The organism is Thermus sp. (assembly GCF_037444525.1).
In the GTDB taxonomy this organism is placed as follows: Bacteria; Deinococcota; Deinococci; order Deinococcales; family Thermaceae; genus Thermus.
The window spans coordinates 24,057-38,667 of record NZ_JBBIMD010000004.1 but is presented as its reverse complement, the minus strand read 5'-3'; the positions used below and the strand labels follow the sequence as shown (position 1 = coordinate 38,667).

Here is a 14,611-nt window from a genome sequence, read left to right as displayed (position 1 = left end):
GCTAGAATGGGGCGATATGCTTAGGGGCGAGGACATCGGGATTGACCTGGGGACGGCCAGCGTCCTCATCTACGTGCGGGGGAAGGGCATCGTCCTAAAAGAGCCCTCCGTGATCGCCGTGGTCCAAGGGAAGAAGGAGGTGAAGGCCGTGGGGGCCGAGGCTTACCGCATGCTGGGCCGCACCCCGGGGAACATCGTGGCCGTGCGGCCCCTTAAAGACGGGGTCATCGCCGACTACGCCCTCACGGAGAAGATGCTCCTCCTCTTCCTGCAGAAGGTGCTTTCCCCCATGAGCCGCTTCTTCAAGCCCCGGGTCATGGTGGGGGTGCCCTCGGGGGTCACGGACGTGGAGCGGCGGGCGGTGGTCCAGGCGGTCTCCACCCTGGCCCAGAAGGTCTACCTCATAGAGGAGCCCTTGGCCGCGGCCATCGGGGCGGGGATCAACGTGGCCGAGCCCACGGGGAGCATGGTGGTGGACATCGGCGGGGGCTCCACGGACATCGCCGTGATCTCCCTTGGGGGCATCGTGCGCTCGGAAAGCCTGAGGATCGCGGGGAACGAGATGGACCAGGCCATCATCCGCCACATCCGCACCAAGTACAACCTCCTCATCGGCGAGCGCACCGCGGAGGAGCTCAAGATCCAGTTGGGCCGGGCCACGCTCCTGCCCGGGGAGGAGAAGGAGGTGGCGGAGGTGAGGGGCCGCGACCTGGTCTCCGGCCTGCCCCGCACCGCGGAGATCCCCGCGGAGGACGTGGCCGAGGCCCTGAAAGAGCCCCTGGAGAAGATCTTTGAGGGGGTGAAGGCGGTCCTCGAGACCACGCCCCCTGAGCTAGCCGCGGACATCTACGAGCGGGGCATCCTCCTCACGGGGGGCGGGGCTTTCCTTAGGAACCTGGACCTTGCCCTGCAGGAGGCCACGGGGGTGCCGGTGGTGGTGGCGGAAAACCCCATTGAGGCCGTGGCCTTGGGCACGGGGAAGGCCCTGGAGATGCTCCACGTCCTGGAAAACGCCGTCCTCTCCTCCGACGACATCTTAAGGAGGTGAAGGGATGGAGATCGGGGAGATCCTGGCCCTCCTGCCCCACCGCTACCCCTTCCTCCTCATTGACCGGGTCCTCCACGCGGACGAGAAGACCTTCCGGGTCCTCAAGAACGTCACCTTCAACGAGCCCCATTTCCAGGGGCACTTCCCCGGGCGGCCCATCATGCCGGGGGTGCTGATCCTCGAGGCCATGGCCCAGGCCGCGGTGGCGGTGGTGGCCCGCCAGCCCGGGGTGAAGCCGGGGGGCCTGGCCTTCCTCGCTGGGGTGGAGGAGGCCCGCTTTAGGAAGCCCGTGGTCCCGGGGGACACCCTCATCCTGGAGGGGGAGCTCCTCCTTTTCCGCCGGGGCATCGGCAAGGTGGCGGTGCGGGCCCTGGTGGAGGGGGAGGAACGGGCGAAGGCGGTCCTCACCTTCGCCTTAGGGGAGGTCTGATGGCGGACCTCGCCCAGTACCTGAAGCGGGCCCGGGGGGGGCGGGTGGTGCGCACGGGCTTCCTCTCCCCCGAGGAGCAGGCCCTTTTGGAGGAAAGGGCCCGGGCGGAAGGCCTCAAGGTGGCCTTCTTCGGGGGCTTTCCCCTGGCGGAGCGCAAGGTGGCCGTGCTGTACCCGGAGGAAATCCCCCAGGTCTCGGACCCGGTGGAGGTGGTCTTCCTCCAAGAGGAGCCCCCGGAGCTGGGGGAGGCCATGGGGGACGTGGTGCCCTGGGAGGAAGGCTTTCTGGTGGCCCTCCTCCCCGAGGGGAAGAAGGCCCTGTCCGGCCAGGCCCTCCCCCTCCCTGAGGGCGCCCTTGGGGAGGCACAGGAACGGGTGCGCACCCTGGTGGTCCCCTCCCTAAGGGTGGATGCGGTGGGGGCCAAGGGGTTTGGGGTCTCCCGCACCTACTTCGCCCAAGGGGTGAAGGCGGGCAAGGTGCGCCTTAAGGGGAAGGCCGCCTCCCCCAAGGCGGAGATGGCCCCGGGGGATGCCCTCGAGGCCGAAGGCCTCGGCACCCTCCGCCTCCTGGAGGTGCTTGGCGAAACCCGCAAGGGGAACTATAAGATAAGGGTAGAGGTGGTGCGCCCATTGACGAAAGGGCCCGCCACCCCTTAAGCTAAGCTTTGTGCTCTTTGGTCGGGCCAAGGGAGCACGGTAAGAGCCAGCCGCCGCAAGGGGAAGGCCCCCTTGCGGAAGAACCCTGTTAGCTTACCTCGGGCGGCCCGCTTTCCCTTGAGGTGACGCATGGAGATTAAGCGGTTCGGTCGCATCCGAGAGGTTATTCCCCTTCCCCCCCTCACCGAGATCCAGGTGGAATCCTACCGGAAGGCCCTGCAGATGGACGTTCCCCCAGAAAAGCGGGAGAACGTGGGCATCCAGGCGGCCTTCAGGGAGACCTTCCCCATTGAGGAGGGGGACAAGGGCCGGGGTGGGATGGTCCTGGACTTCCTGGAGTACCGCATCGGGGAGCCCCCCTTCCCCCAGGACGAGTGCCGGGAGAAGGACCTCACCTACCAGGCCCCCCTCTACGCCCGCCTCCAGCTCATCCACAAGGACACGGGCCTCATCAAGGAGGACGAGGTCTTCCTGGGCCACATCCCCCTGATGACCGAGGACGGCTCTTTCATCATCAACGGGGCCGACCGGGTCATCGTCTCCCAGATCCACCGCTCCCCGGGGGTCTACTTCACCCCCGACCCCGCCCGCCCTGGGCGCTATGTGGCCAGCATCATCCCCCTGCCCAAGCGGGGGCCCTGGATTGACCTGGAGGTGGAGACCAGCGGGGTGGTCTCCGTCAAGATCAACAAGCGCAAGTTCCCCCTGGTCCTCCTCCTCAGGGTCCTGGGCTACGATGCCGAGACCCTTTCCCGGGAGCTTGGGGCCTACGGGGACCTGGTCCAGGGCCTCATGGACGAGTCCATCCTGGCCATGCGCCCGGAGGAGGCCCTGGTGCGCCTCTTCACCCTCCTCCGCCCCGGCGACCCCCCCAAGAAGGACAAGGCCGTGGCCTACCTCTTCGGCCTCCTGGCCGACCCCAGGCGCTACGACCTAGGGGAGGCGGGCCGGTACAAGGCGGAGGAGAAGCTCGGGGTTAGGCTTTCCGGCCGCACCCTGGCCCGGTTTGAGGACGGGGAGTTCAAGGACGAGGTCTTCCTCCCCACCCTGCGCTACCTCTTTGTCCTCACCGCGGGGGTGCTGGGGCACGAGGTGGACGATATCGACCACCTGGGCAACCGGCGTATCCGCACCGTGGGCGAGCTCATGGCCGACCAGTTCCGGGTGGGGCTTTCCCGCCTTGCCCGGGGGGTCAAGGAGCGGATGGTCATGGGTTCCGCCGACACCTTGACCCCCGCCAAGTTGGTGAACAGCCGCCCCCTCGAAGCGGCCCTTAGGGAGTTCTTCAGCCGGAGCCAGCTTTCCCAGTTCAAGGACGAGACCAACCCCCTCTCCTCCCTCCGCCACAAGCGCCGCATCTCCGCCCTGGGCCCTGGGGGCCTCACCCGGGAGCGGGCGGGGTTTGACGTGCGCGACGTCCACCGCACCCACTACGGCCGCATCTGCCCGGTGGAGACCCCGGAAGGGGCCAACATCGGCCTCATCACCTCCCTGGCGGCCTACGCCCGGGTGGACGGGCTGGGCTTCATCCGCACCCCCTACCGCCGGGTGAAGGACGGGGTGGCGACGGACGAGGTGGTCTACATGACCGCCACGGAGGAGGACCGCTACACCATCGCCCAGGCCAACACCCCCCTGGAGGGGAACCGTATCGCCACCGAGCGGGTGGTGGCCCGGCGCCGGGGAGAGCCCGTGATCGTCTCCCCGGACGAGGTGGAGTTCATGGACGTCTCCCCCAAACAGGTCTTCTCCGTGAACACCAACCTCATCCCCTTCCTGGAGCACGACGACGCCAACCGGGCCCTCATGGGGTCCAACATGCAGACCCAGGCCGTGCCCCTCATCCGGGCCCAGGCCCCGGTGGTGATGACGGGCCTCGAGGAGCGGGTGGTGCGGGACAGCCTGGCCGCCCTCTACGCGGAAGAGGACGGGGAGGTGGTGGCGGTGGACGGCAACCGCATCGCCGTCCGCTACGAGGACGGCCGCCTCCTGGAGTACCCCTTGCGCCGCTTTGTGCGCTCCAACCAGGGCACCGCCCTGGACCAGCGCCCCCGGGTGGTGGTGGGGCAGCGGGTGAAGAAGGGGGACCTCCTGGCAGACGGCCCCGCCTCCGAGGAGGGCTTTTTGGCCCTGGGGCAGAACGTCTTGGTGGCCATCATGCCCTTTGACGGCTACAACTTTGAGGACGCCATCGTCATCAGCGAGGACCTCCTGAAGCGGGATTTCTACACCTCCATCCACATTGAGCGCTACGAGATCGAGGCCCAGGACACCAAGCTCGGCCCCGAGCACATCACCCGGGACATCCCCCACCTTTCCGAGGCCGCCCTACGCGACCTGGACGAGGAGGGCGTGGTCCGCATCGGGGCGGAGGTGAAGCCTGGGGACATCCTGGTGGGCCGCACCAGCTTCAAGGGGGAGCAGGAACCCTCCCCCGAGGAGCGCTTCCTCCACTCCATCTTCGGGGAGAAGGTCCGGGACGTGAAGGACACCTCCCTGCGGGTGCCCCCCGGGGAGGGTGGGATCGTGGTGCGCACCGTGCGCCTGCGCAGGGGCGACCCCGGGGTGGAGCTGAAGCCCGGGGTGCGGGAGGTGGTGCGGGTCTACGTGGCCCAAAAGCGCAAGCTCCAGGTGGGGGACAAGCTGGCCAACCGCCACGGGAACAAGGGCGTGGTGGCCAAGATCCTCCCCGTGGAGGACATGCCCCACCTGCCCGACGGCACCCCTGTGGACATCATCCTGAACCCCTTAGGCGTGCCCAGCCGGATGAACCTGGGGCAGATCCTGGAGACCCACCTGGGCCTGGCGGGCTACTTCCTGGGCCAGCGCTACATCTCCCCGGTCTTTGACGGGGCCACGGAGCCGGAGATCAAGGCCCTCCTGGCCGAGGCCTTTGACCTCTACTTCCAGCGCCGCAAGGAGGCGGGCTTCGGGGTGGACAAGCGGGAGAAGGAGGTCCTGGCCCGGGCGGAAAAGCTCGGCCTGGTGACCGCGGGGGCCTCCCCGGAGGAGCAGCTGAAGGAGCTTTTCACCCAGGGCAAGGTGGTCCTCTACGACGGCCGCACGGGGGAGCCCATCGAGGGCCCCATCGTGGTGGGGCAGATGTTCATCATGAAGCTCTACCACATGGTGGAGGACAAGATGCACGCCCGTTCCACCGGCCCCTACGCCCTCATCACCCAGCAGCCCCTTGGGGGTAAGGCCCAGTTTGGCGGACAGCGCTTCGGGGAGATGGAGGTCTGGGCCCTCGAGGCCTACGGGGCGGCCCACACCCTGCAGGAGATGCTCACCCTCAAGTCCGACGACATCGAGGGCCGCAACGCCGCCTACGAGGCCATCATCAAGGGGGAGGACGTGCCCGAGCCCTCGGTGCCCGAGTCCTTCCGCGTGCTGGTGAAGGAACTCCAGGCCCTGGCCCTGGACGTGGAAACCCTGGACGAGCGGGACAACCCCGTGGACATCTTTGAAGGCTTGGCCTCCAAGCGCTAGCGGCGCAGGATTAGGAGGAAGGATGAAAAAGGAAGTGCGCAAGGTCCGCATTGCCCTGGCCTCTCCGGAAAGGATCCGCTCTTGGAGCTACGGGGAGGTGGAGAAGCCCGAAACCATCAACTACCGCACCCTCAAGCCCGAGCGGGATGGGCTTTTTGACGAGCGCATCTTCGGCCCCACCAAGGACTACGAGTGCGCCTGCGGCAAGTACAAGCGCCAGCGCTTTGAGGGCAAGGTCTGTGAGCGGTGTGGGGTGGAGGTGACGAGGAGCATCGTCCGCCGCTACCGCATGGGCCACATTGAGCTCGCCACCCCCGCGGCCCACATCTGGTACGTGAAGGACGTGCCCTCCAAGATCGGCACCCTCCTGGACCTCTCGGCCACCGAGCTGGAGCAGGTCCTCTACTTCAGCAAGTACATCGTCCTGGACCCCAAGGGGGCTGTCCTAAACGGCATCCCCGTGGCCAAGAAACAGCTCCTCACCGATGAGGAGTACCGGGAGCTCCGCTACGGCAAGCAGGAGACCTACCCCATCCCCACTGGGGTGGACGCCCTGGTGAAGGATGGGGAGGAGGTGGTGAAGGGCCAGGAGCTGGCCCCCGGGGTGGTGAGCCGCATGGATGGGGTGGCCCTCTACCGCTTCCCCCGCCGGGTGCGCATTGAGTACCTGAGGAAGGAGCGGGCGGGCCTCCGCATCCCCCTCTCCGCCTGGGTGGAAAAGGAGGCCTACCGCCCGGGGGAGGTGGTGGCGGAACTGGCCGAGCCCTACCTCTTCCGCGCGGAGGAGGAGGGCGTGGTGGAGGTCCTGCCCCTGGGCGAGGAGGGGCACCTCCTCCTCCTGCGCCAGGGCGAGGAGGTGGTGGTCCGCTACTTCCTCCCCGTGGGGGCGGAGCCCCTTGTGGTCCACGGGGAGGTGGTGGAGCGGGGCCAGCCCTTGGCGGAGGCGAAGGGCCTTCTCCGCATGCCCCGCCACGTGGCGGCCAAGGAGGTGGAGGCCGAGGAGGAAGGGGAGACGGTCTACCTCACCTTCTTCCTGGAGTGGACGGAGCCCAAGGACTACCCCATCACGCCCCACATGAACGTGGTCGTCCCCGAGGGGGCGCGGGTGATGCCGGGCGAAAGGGTGGTGGCGGCCACTGACCCTGAGGAGGAGGTGGTGGCCGAGGCGGAGGGCATCGTCCACCTCCACGAGCCCGCCAGCATCGTGGTGATGAAGGCCCGCCTCTATCCCTTTGAGGACGACGTGGAGGTCACCACCGGGGACCGGGTGGCCCCCGGGGACATCCTGGCCGATGGCGGCCGGGTGAAGAGCGAGATCCACGGCCGGGTGGAGGTGGACCTGATCCGCAACGTGGTGCGGGTGGTGGAGTCCTACGATATCGACGCCCGCATGGGGGCCGAGGCCATCCAGGCCCTTCTTAAGGAGCTTGACCTGGAGAAGCTGGAGGCGGAGCTTTTGGAGGAGATGAAGCACCCCTCCCGGGCCCGCCGGGCCAAGGCCAGGAAGCGCCTGGAGGTGGTGCGGGCCTTCCTGGACTCCGGCAACCGGCCGGAGTGGATGGTCCTCGAGGCCGTCCCCGTCCTGCCCCCGGACCTCCGCCCCATGGTCCAGGTGGACGGGGGCCGGTTTGCCACCTCCGACCTCAACGACCTCTATCGTCGCCTCATCAACCGCAACAACCGCCTGAAGAAGCTTCTGGCCCAGGGGGCCCCGGAGATCATCATCCGCAACGAGAAGCGCATGCTCCAGGAGGCGGTGGACGCCCTCCTGGACAACGGCCGCCGGGGAAGCCCGGTGACCAACCCCGGTTCCGACCGGCCCCTCCGTAGCCTCACGGACATCCTCTCGGGCAAGCAGGGCCGTTTCCGCCAGAACCTCCTGGGCAAGCGGGTGGACTACTCGGGCCGCTCGGTGATCGTGGTGGGCCCGCAGCTCAAGCTCCACCAGTGCGGCCTGCCCAAGCGCATGGCCTTGGAGCTCTTCAAGCCCTTCCTCCTCAAGAAGATGGAGGAGAAGGGCATCGCCGCCAACGTCAAGGCGGCCCGCCGCATGCTGGAAAGGCAGCGGGACATCAAGGACGAGGTTTGGGATGCCCTGGAGGAGGTCATTCACGGCAAGGTGGTCCTCCTAAACCGGGCCCCCACCCTCCACCGCTTGGGGATCCAGGCCTTCCAGCCCGTCTTGGTGGAGGGGCAGTCCATCCAGCTCCACCCCCTGGTGTGCGAGGCCTTCAACGCCGACTTTGACGGCGACCAGATGGCCGTGCACGTGCCCCTTTCCTCCTTTGCCCAGGCGGAGGCCCGCATCCAGATGCTCTCCGCCCACAACCTCCTCTCTCCGGCTTCCGGCGAGCCCATCGCCAAGCCCAGCCGGGACATCATCCTGGGGCTTTACTACATCACCCAGGTGCGGCGGGAGAAGAAGGGGGCGGGCCTGGAGTTCGCCACTCCTGAGGAGGCCCTCCAGGCCTACGAGCGGGGGGAGGTGGCCCTGAACGCCCCCATCAAGGTGGCGGGCCAGGAGACCAGCGTGGGGCGGCTCAAGTTCGTCTTCGCCAACCCCGACGAGGCCATTTTGGCGGTGGCCCATGGCCTTCTGGACCTCCAGGACGTGGTCACCGTGCGCTACATGGGCCGGAGGCTGGAGACGAGCCCGGGCCGGATCCTTTTCGCCCGCATCGTGGCCGAGGCGGTGGGGGATGAGAAGGTGGCCCAGGAGCTCATCCAGCTGGATGTGCCCCAGGAGAAGAACTCCCTGAAGGACCTGGTCTACCGCTCCTTCCTCCGGCTTGGGGTGGAGAAGACCGCCCGGCTTCTGGATGCCCTCAAGTACTACGGCTTCACCCTCTCCACCACCAGTGGGATCACCATCGGCATTGACGACGCGGTCATCCCGGAGGAGAAGCGGAGGTACCTGGAGGAGGCCGACCGGAAGCTCATGCAGATTGAGCAGGCCTACGAGATGGGCTTCCTCACCGACCGGGAGCGCTACGACCAGGTGATCCAGCTCTGGACCGAGACCACGGAGAAGGTCACCCAGGCGGTCTTCAAGAACTTTGAGGAGAACTACCCCTTCAACCCCCTCTACGTGATGGCCCAGTCCGGGGCCCGGGGTAACCCTCAGCAGATCCGCCAGCTTTGCGGCATGCGCGGCCTCATGCAGAAGCCCTCGGGGGAGACCTTTGAGGTGCCGGTGCGCTCCTCCTTCCGCGAGGGGCTTACCGTCCTCGAGTACTTCATCTCCAGCCACGGGGCCCGCAAAGGCGGGGCGGACACCGCCTTGCGCACCGCGGACTCCGGTTACCTCACCCGCAAGCTGGTGGATGTGGCCCACGAGATCGTGGTCCGGGAGGCGGACTGCGGCACCACCAACTACATCAGCGTGCCCCTTTTCCAGCCCGACGAGGTGACCCGCACCCGCCGCCTGCGCAAGCGCTCGGACATTGAGTCCGGCTTTTACGGGCGGGTCCTGGCCCGGGAGGTGCGGGCCTTAGGCCAGGTCCTGGGGGAGGGGCGGTACCTCACCCTGGAGGACGTGGACCTCCTCATCCGGGCCGCGGAGGCGGGGGAGGTGCAGGAGGTGCCCGTGCGGAGCCCCCTCACCTGCCAGACCCGCTACGGGGTTTGCCAGAAGTGCTACGGCTACGACCTCTCTATGGCCCGCCCCGTGTCCATCGGGGAGGCGGTGGGGGTGGTGGCCGCGGAGTCCATCGGCGAGCCCGGCACCCAGCTCACCATGCGCACCTTCCACACCGGCGGGGTGGCCACGGGCACGGACATCACCCAGGGTCTGCCCCGTGTGATTGAGCTCTTTGAGGCCCGCCGCCCCAAGGCCAAGGCGGTGATCTCCGAGATCGACGGGGTGGTGCGCATTGAGGAGACGGAGGAAAAGCTTTCCGTCTTCGTGGAGTCCGAGGGGTTCAGCAAGGAGTACAAGCTCCCCAAGGAGGCCCGGCTCCTCGTTAAGGACGGGGACTACGTGGAGGCCGGCCAGCCCCTCACCCGCGGGGCCATTGACCCCCACCAGCTCCTCGAGGCCAAGGGCCCCGAGGCGGTGGAGCGCTACCTGGTGGACGAGATCCAGAAGGTCTACCGCGCCCAGGGGGTGAAGCTTCACGACAAGCACATTGAGATCGTGGTGCGGCAGATGCTCAAGTACGTGGAGGTCACGGACCCCGGGGATAGCCGCCTCCTGGAGGGCCAGGTCCTGGAGCGCTGGGACGTGGAGGCCTTAAACGAGCGCCTCATCGCCGAGGGCAAGACCCCCGTGGCCTGGAAACCCCTCCTCATGGGCGTCACCAAGAGCGCCCTCTCCACCAAAAGCTGGCTCTCCGCCGCCAGCTTCCAGAACACCACCCACGTGCTCACCGAGGCGGCCATCGCCGGGAAGAAGGACGAGCTCATCGGCCTCAAGGAAAACGTCATCCTGGGCCGCCTGATCCCCGCGGGCACGGGCTCGGACTTTGTCCGCTTCACCCAGGTAGTGGACAGCAAGACCCTGAAGGCCCTGGAGGAGGCCCGCAAGGAGGCGGTGGAGGCCCGGGAGCGCCCGGCCCGCCGCCCCGCGCGCCGGGAGCAGCCAGGGAAGGCCCTTTAGCCCCCAAGGCGGCCTGCGGGCCGCCCCTTTCCTATGCTGGCCAAGCTCTTTTCCACCTTTCGCCAAGTGGGGGAGGACCTCTTCGCCCAAGGGCTCATCTCCGCCACCGCGGGGAACTTCTCCGTGCGCACCAAGGAGGGGTTCCTCATCACCCGAAGCGGGGTGCAGAAGGCCCACCTCACGCCGGAGGACCTCCTGGAGGTGCCCCTGGATGGCCCCATCCCCCGGGGGGCCAGCGTGGAGAGCGTCATCCACCGGGCGGTCTACCGGGACACGGCGGCCAGGGCCATCGTCCACGCCCATCCCCGGGTGGCGGTGGCCCTTTCCCTGCACCTGGAAACCCTCGTCCCCCTGGACCTCGAGGGCCAGCTTTACCTGGAGGAGGTCCCCGTTCTCGCCCCCAAGACCCTTTCCGCCACGGAGGAGGCCGCCCGTGCGGTGGCGGAGGCCCTGAAGCGCCGCCCGGCCTGTCTCCTAAGGGGGCATGGGGCCTTCGCCCGCTCGGAGAAGGAAAAGCCCGAGGAGGCCCTCCTCCACGCCTTTAGCCTCCTCACCACCCTGGAGGAGTCCGCGGCCATCCTCCTCTATAGCCGCCTCTGGAGGGAAGGGTGAGGGTCGTCTTCGTGGAGGGGCAGGACCTCGAGGCCCTTAGGGTCTTCGCCCGGACCCTTCCCCATCCCTACTGGCTTCTTGAGGGGGAAGGGGTCTTCCTCCTCCAGGTCCTGGGGGCGGGGGAGGAGGCCCTGGCCCGGGCCCGCGCTCTCCCCGGGGTTAAGGTTTGGGCCTTCACCCTAAAGGAGGGGGTAGTCTATAGGGGATGCGGGAAGAGATCGGGTACATCCCCGTAGGGGAAGCGGAGCTTTACGTGGAGGACGTGGGGGACCTCAGGGCACCCCCCCTTCTCGTCCTGCACGGGGGGCCTGGGGGGAACGCCTACGCCCTCCGTGAGGGCCTGGGGGAGCACCTCCGGGCTTTTCGCACCGTCTACTTTGACCAGCGGGGTTCGGGCCGGAGCCTGGAGCTTCCCCCAGACCCCAGGCTTTTCACCATAGATGCCCTGGTGGAGGACACCCTGGCCCTGGCCGAGGCCCTTGACCTGGAGCGCTTCCGCCTTCTGGCCCACGGCTTCGGGGCCATCGTGGCCTTGGAGGTCCTCCGCCGCTACCCCGGGGTGGAAGGGATTCTGCTCCTCGGCCCCTGGGTGAGCTTCCCTTGGCTTGCGGCCCGGCTGGCCGAGGCCGCGGGGCTTGACCCCCTTCCCGACCCCGAGGCCAACCTGAAGGCCGCCCTGGAGCGGGCGGAGCCCAAGGCCCTCTTTGACCGGCTCATGTTTCCCACCCCCCACGGCCGCATGGAGTACGAGTGGGTGGTGGAGGGCTCGGGGATCCTGGGTCCGGATGCCCCCGCCCTGGCCTTCTTCCAAAACGGCCTCTGGCGCCTGGACTACACCCCCTACCTCCGCCCCTCGAGGCGCCCGGTGGAGATCCTGGTGGGGGAGAAGGACGGCACCAGCTACCCTTACGCGGAGGAGGTGGCCGAAAGGCTCTCCGCGGGCCTCCAGGTCCTGCCGGGGGCAGGCCACTACCCCTGGATAGACGCCCCCGAGGCCTTTGAGGCCGCCCTTGGGCGGGCCCTTAGGGCCCTGGTGGGAAGCCTCACCTGATAGAATGGTCCCGTCACCGGGGGTGCCCCCTTGGGGGCTGAGAAAGACCCTTGGAACCTGATCCGGGTAATGCCGGCGTAGGGAAGGTGACGCCCTCCCGGTGACAGGAGGGTTACCATGAAAAAACTCCTTTCGCTCCTGGTCCTTTTGGCCTTGGCCCTGGCCCAAGAGGTCACGCTCCTCACCCACGAGAGCTTCTCCCTGAACAAAGAGCTCATCGCCCAGTTTGAACGGCAGACGGGCCTTAAGCTCCGTATCCTCAAGGCGGGGGACGCGGGGGAGGTTTTAAACCGGGCCATCCTCACCAAAAATGCCCCCATTGCCGATGTCCTCTACGGCCTGGACAACACCTTCCTCTCCCGGGCCCTGGAGGCGGATATCCTCCTGCCCTACCGGAGCCCGGAGATCGGAAACCTAAAGGCCACGCTCCTCCTAGACCCCACCTTCCGGGCCCTGCCCGTGGACTACGGCTGGGTGAGCCTGAACTACCACAAGGCCTACTTCCAGAACCGCCCCCTTCCCAAAACCCCTTCGGACCTGGCCCGGCCCGAGTACGCCAGGCTCCTCGTGGTGCAAAACCCCGCCACCAGCTCCCCTGGCCTGGCCTTCCTCATGGCCACCGTGGGCCGCTTCGGGGAGGACGGGTACCTGGACTTCTGGGCGGCCTTGCGGGACGGGGGCGTGCGGGTGGCCAAGGGCTGGAGCGAGGCCTACTACACCCACTTCAGCCTCTACAAGGGGGACCGGCCCCTGGTGGTTTCCTACACCACAAGCCCCGCGGCCGAGGTCTATTACTCCGAGGGGCGCTACCAAGAGCCCCCCACGGGGAACCTCCTTCCGGAGCTTTCCTTCTTCCAGGTGGAGTTCGCGGGGATCCTGAAGGGGACGAGGAACCTGGAGGGCGCCCGCAAGGTTATAGACTGGCTCCTCTCCCGCCCTGTCCAGGAGAACCTGCCCACGGAGATGTGGATGTACCCCGCCCGGCGGGACGCCAGGCTCCCCGAGGTCTTCCGCTTTGCCCCTGAGCCTTTAGGCAGCGTGCGCCTGGACCCTAGGCGCATGGCGGAGGGGCGGGAGCGCTGGATTGAGGAGTGGACCAAGGTGGTCCTCCAAGGACAAAGCCCCGAGGCGGTGCGGAAGGCCCGGCGGTAAGAGGTACTCCACCGAAGCGAACGCTTCGGTGGAGTACCACTCGGTGGCCCCCTTTCCCCCACTCTTTTGGGGATTTTTCCGCTAGGAGCGTGCTCCTTTGAATTTCCTTCCCCTTTACCTCTTCCTGGCCTTCGCCCTCTTCTACCCTCTCTTCGCCCTCTTCCGCCTGGGGGTGGGGGAGGGGGTCTTCAGGGTTCTCCAAAACCCCTACTACCTGGGGCGCTACCTCTTCAGCCTGGAGTACGGCTTCCTTTCCGCGGCCCTTTCCCTGGCCCTGGCCCTGCCCTTGGCCCTTCTCTTCCGCCACCGCTTTCCCGGGCGGGAGGCCCTCCTCGCCCTCACCCTTCTCCCCTTCGTCCTCCCCACCCCGGTGGTGGCCCTGGCCCTTCTGGCCCTGGCGGGGCCCCGGGGCCTTCTTCCCGTGGACCTCTACGGTACCCTGTTCCTCCTCCTCTGGGCCGCGGTCTTCTACAACCTAGGCCTTGCCCTGAGGGTCCTCCTCCCCACCCTCCTGGCCTTGGAAGGCCTCCTCCAGGCGGCCCGCACCCTGGGGGCCACGCCCCTTAGGGCCTTCTTCCGGGTGGGGCTTCCCCTCCTCCTCCCCGCCTTGGGCTCCGCGGGGAGCCTCATCTTCATCTACGCCTTCTCCGCCTTCGGGGTGCCCCTCCTCCTGGGCGGGGGGCGGTACGCCACCTTGGAGGTGGAGGTCTACACCCTCCTGGCCCACCGCCTGGCCTTGGGGGAGGCTGCGGGGCTTATGCTTCTCCAGCTTTTCACCCTGGCCCTTTTCGCCTTCCTCCACCTCCGCTTCCGCGCCCACCCCTTACCCCCCACCCCAAGCCCCTGGCCCCACCGGAGGCCTTGGGCCCTCCTCCTCCTGGGAGGGGCCCTCCTCCTCCTCTATGCCCCCCTCCTCGCCCTTCTTCTGGAGCTCCGCCTCGAGGCCTTCCGCTCCGCTTGGGCCTCGGAGGACTTTACGCCCCTCCCCCAGGCCCTGGGGAACACCCTCCGCTTCACCGCCCTCGCCCTCCTTCTCGCCCTTCCCCTGGGCCTCCTCTACGCCCTGGCCGCCCGGCGGAGCAGGGGGGTGGACCTCCTCGGCCTCCTCCCCCTCATGGTGAGCCCGGTGGCCTTGGGGCTCGGCTACCTGGTGGCCTACCCCCCGCTTCGGGGCTCCCTGGGGCTTCTCCTTTCCGCCTACGCCCTCCTGGCCTACCCGCTCCTCGCCCGGGCCCTCCTCCCCTCCCTAAGGGCACTTCCCGAAAGCCTCCTCCAGGCGGCCCGCACCCTGGGGGCCACGCCCTTAAGGGTCTTTTTCCGGGTGGAGCTTCCCCTTCTCCTTCCCGCCTTTTCCTCTGGCCTCGCCTTGGCCCTGGCCGCCCTTCTCGGGGAGTTTGGGGCCAGCCTCGTCCTCTGGCGGCCCGAGTGGACCACCCTGACCCTGGCGGTCTACGAGCGCTTGGGCCGCCCCGGGGAGACCCCGTGGAGGGAGGCCCTGGCCCTTTCGGCCCTTCTGGCCCTCCTTTCGGGCCTCCTCTTCTTCCTCCTGGACCGGGGGCGGGCCCGGGTAAGCTAA

The 14,611-nt window shown here is 67.9% G+C and carries 10 protein-coding genes and 1 riboswitch; all 10 genes read left to right on the top strand.

Going from position 1 to position 14,611, the window contains the following annotated elements; all coding sequences use genetic code 11:
- The first annotated feature begins 16 nt into the window (after positions 1-16).
- The 10 genes from WKI94_RS01130 (at position 17) to WKI94_RS01085 (ending at position 14,611) form a co-directional block, all read left to right on the top strand.
- The gene (locus WKI94_RS01130; RefSeq protein WP_337843936.1) at positions 17-1,048 is read left to right on the top strand and encodes a rod shape-determining protein; all 1,032 of its coding nucleotides are present in this window, start codon (positions 17-19) and stop codon (positions 1,046-1,048) included.
- Positions 1,049-1,052: 4 nt separating this feature from the next.
- Positions 1,053-1,478: a 3-hydroxyacyl-ACP dehydratase FabZ gene (gene fabZ, locus WKI94_RS01125; protein ID WP_337843935.1), complete on the top strand. Its 426-nt coding sequence runs from the start codon at positions 1,053-1,055 to the stop codon at positions 1,476-1,478.
- On the top strand, positions 1,478-2,134 hold the full coding sequence (locus WKI94_RS01120) for an RNA-binding protein (protein WP_337843934.1): 657 nt from the start codon (positions 1,478-1,480) through the stop codon (positions 2,132-2,134). Before fabZ ends, WKI94_RS01120 begins: the two co-directional genes overlap by 1 nt.
- A gap of 129 nt (positions 2,135-2,263) precedes the next feature.
- Positions 2,264-5,623, top strand: a complete 3,360-nt coding sequence (locus tag WKI94_RS01115) for a DNA-directed RNA polymerase subunit beta (protein WP_337843933.1) — start codon at positions 2,264-2,266, stop codon at positions 5,621-5,623.
- Between the two features lie 22 nt (positions 5,624-5,645).
- Positions 5,646-10,220: a DNA-directed RNA polymerase subunit beta' gene (gene rpoC, locus WKI94_RS01110; protein WP_337843932.1), complete on the top strand. Its 4,575-nt coding sequence runs from the start codon at positions 5,646-5,648 to the stop codon at positions 10,218-10,220.
- A gap of 33 nt (positions 10,221-10,253) precedes the next feature.
- Entirely contained in the window at positions 10,254-10,832 is a 579-nt protein-coding gene (locus WKI94_RS01105; RefSeq protein ID WP_337843931.1) for a class II aldolase/adducin family protein, read from the top strand.
- Positions 10,829-11,068 (top strand): hypothetical protein, encoded by a 240-nt coding sequence (locus WKI94_RS01100; RefSeq protein WP_337843930.1) that lies wholly within the window; start codon positions 10,829-10,831, stop codon positions 11,066-11,068. The genes WKI94_RS01105 and WKI94_RS01100 overlap by 4 nt, the downstream gene beginning before the upstream one ends.
- Positions 11,038-11,883: an alpha/beta hydrolase gene (locus tag WKI94_RS01095; RefSeq protein WP_337843929.1), complete on the top strand. Its 846-nt coding sequence runs from the start codon at positions 11,038-11,040 to the stop codon at positions 11,881-11,883. The genes WKI94_RS01100 and WKI94_RS01095 overlap by 31 nt, the downstream gene beginning before the upstream one ends.
- Before the next feature lie 8 nt (positions 11,884-11,891).
- A riboswitch (TPP riboswitch) is annotated at positions 11,892-11,985 on the top strand.
- Between the two features lie 15 nt (positions 11,986-12,000).
- Entirely contained in the window at positions 12,001-13,035 is a 1,035-nt protein-coding gene (locus WKI94_RS01090) for a thiamine ABC transporter substrate-binding protein (RefSeq protein WP_337843928.1), read from the top strand.
- A 97-nt stretch (positions 13,036-13,132) separates the two neighbouring features.
- A complete protein-coding gene (locus WKI94_RS01085) occupies positions 13,133-14,611 on the top strand; it encodes an ABC transporter permease subunit (RefSeq protein ID WP_337843927.1) in 1,479 nt (492 codons plus the stop codon).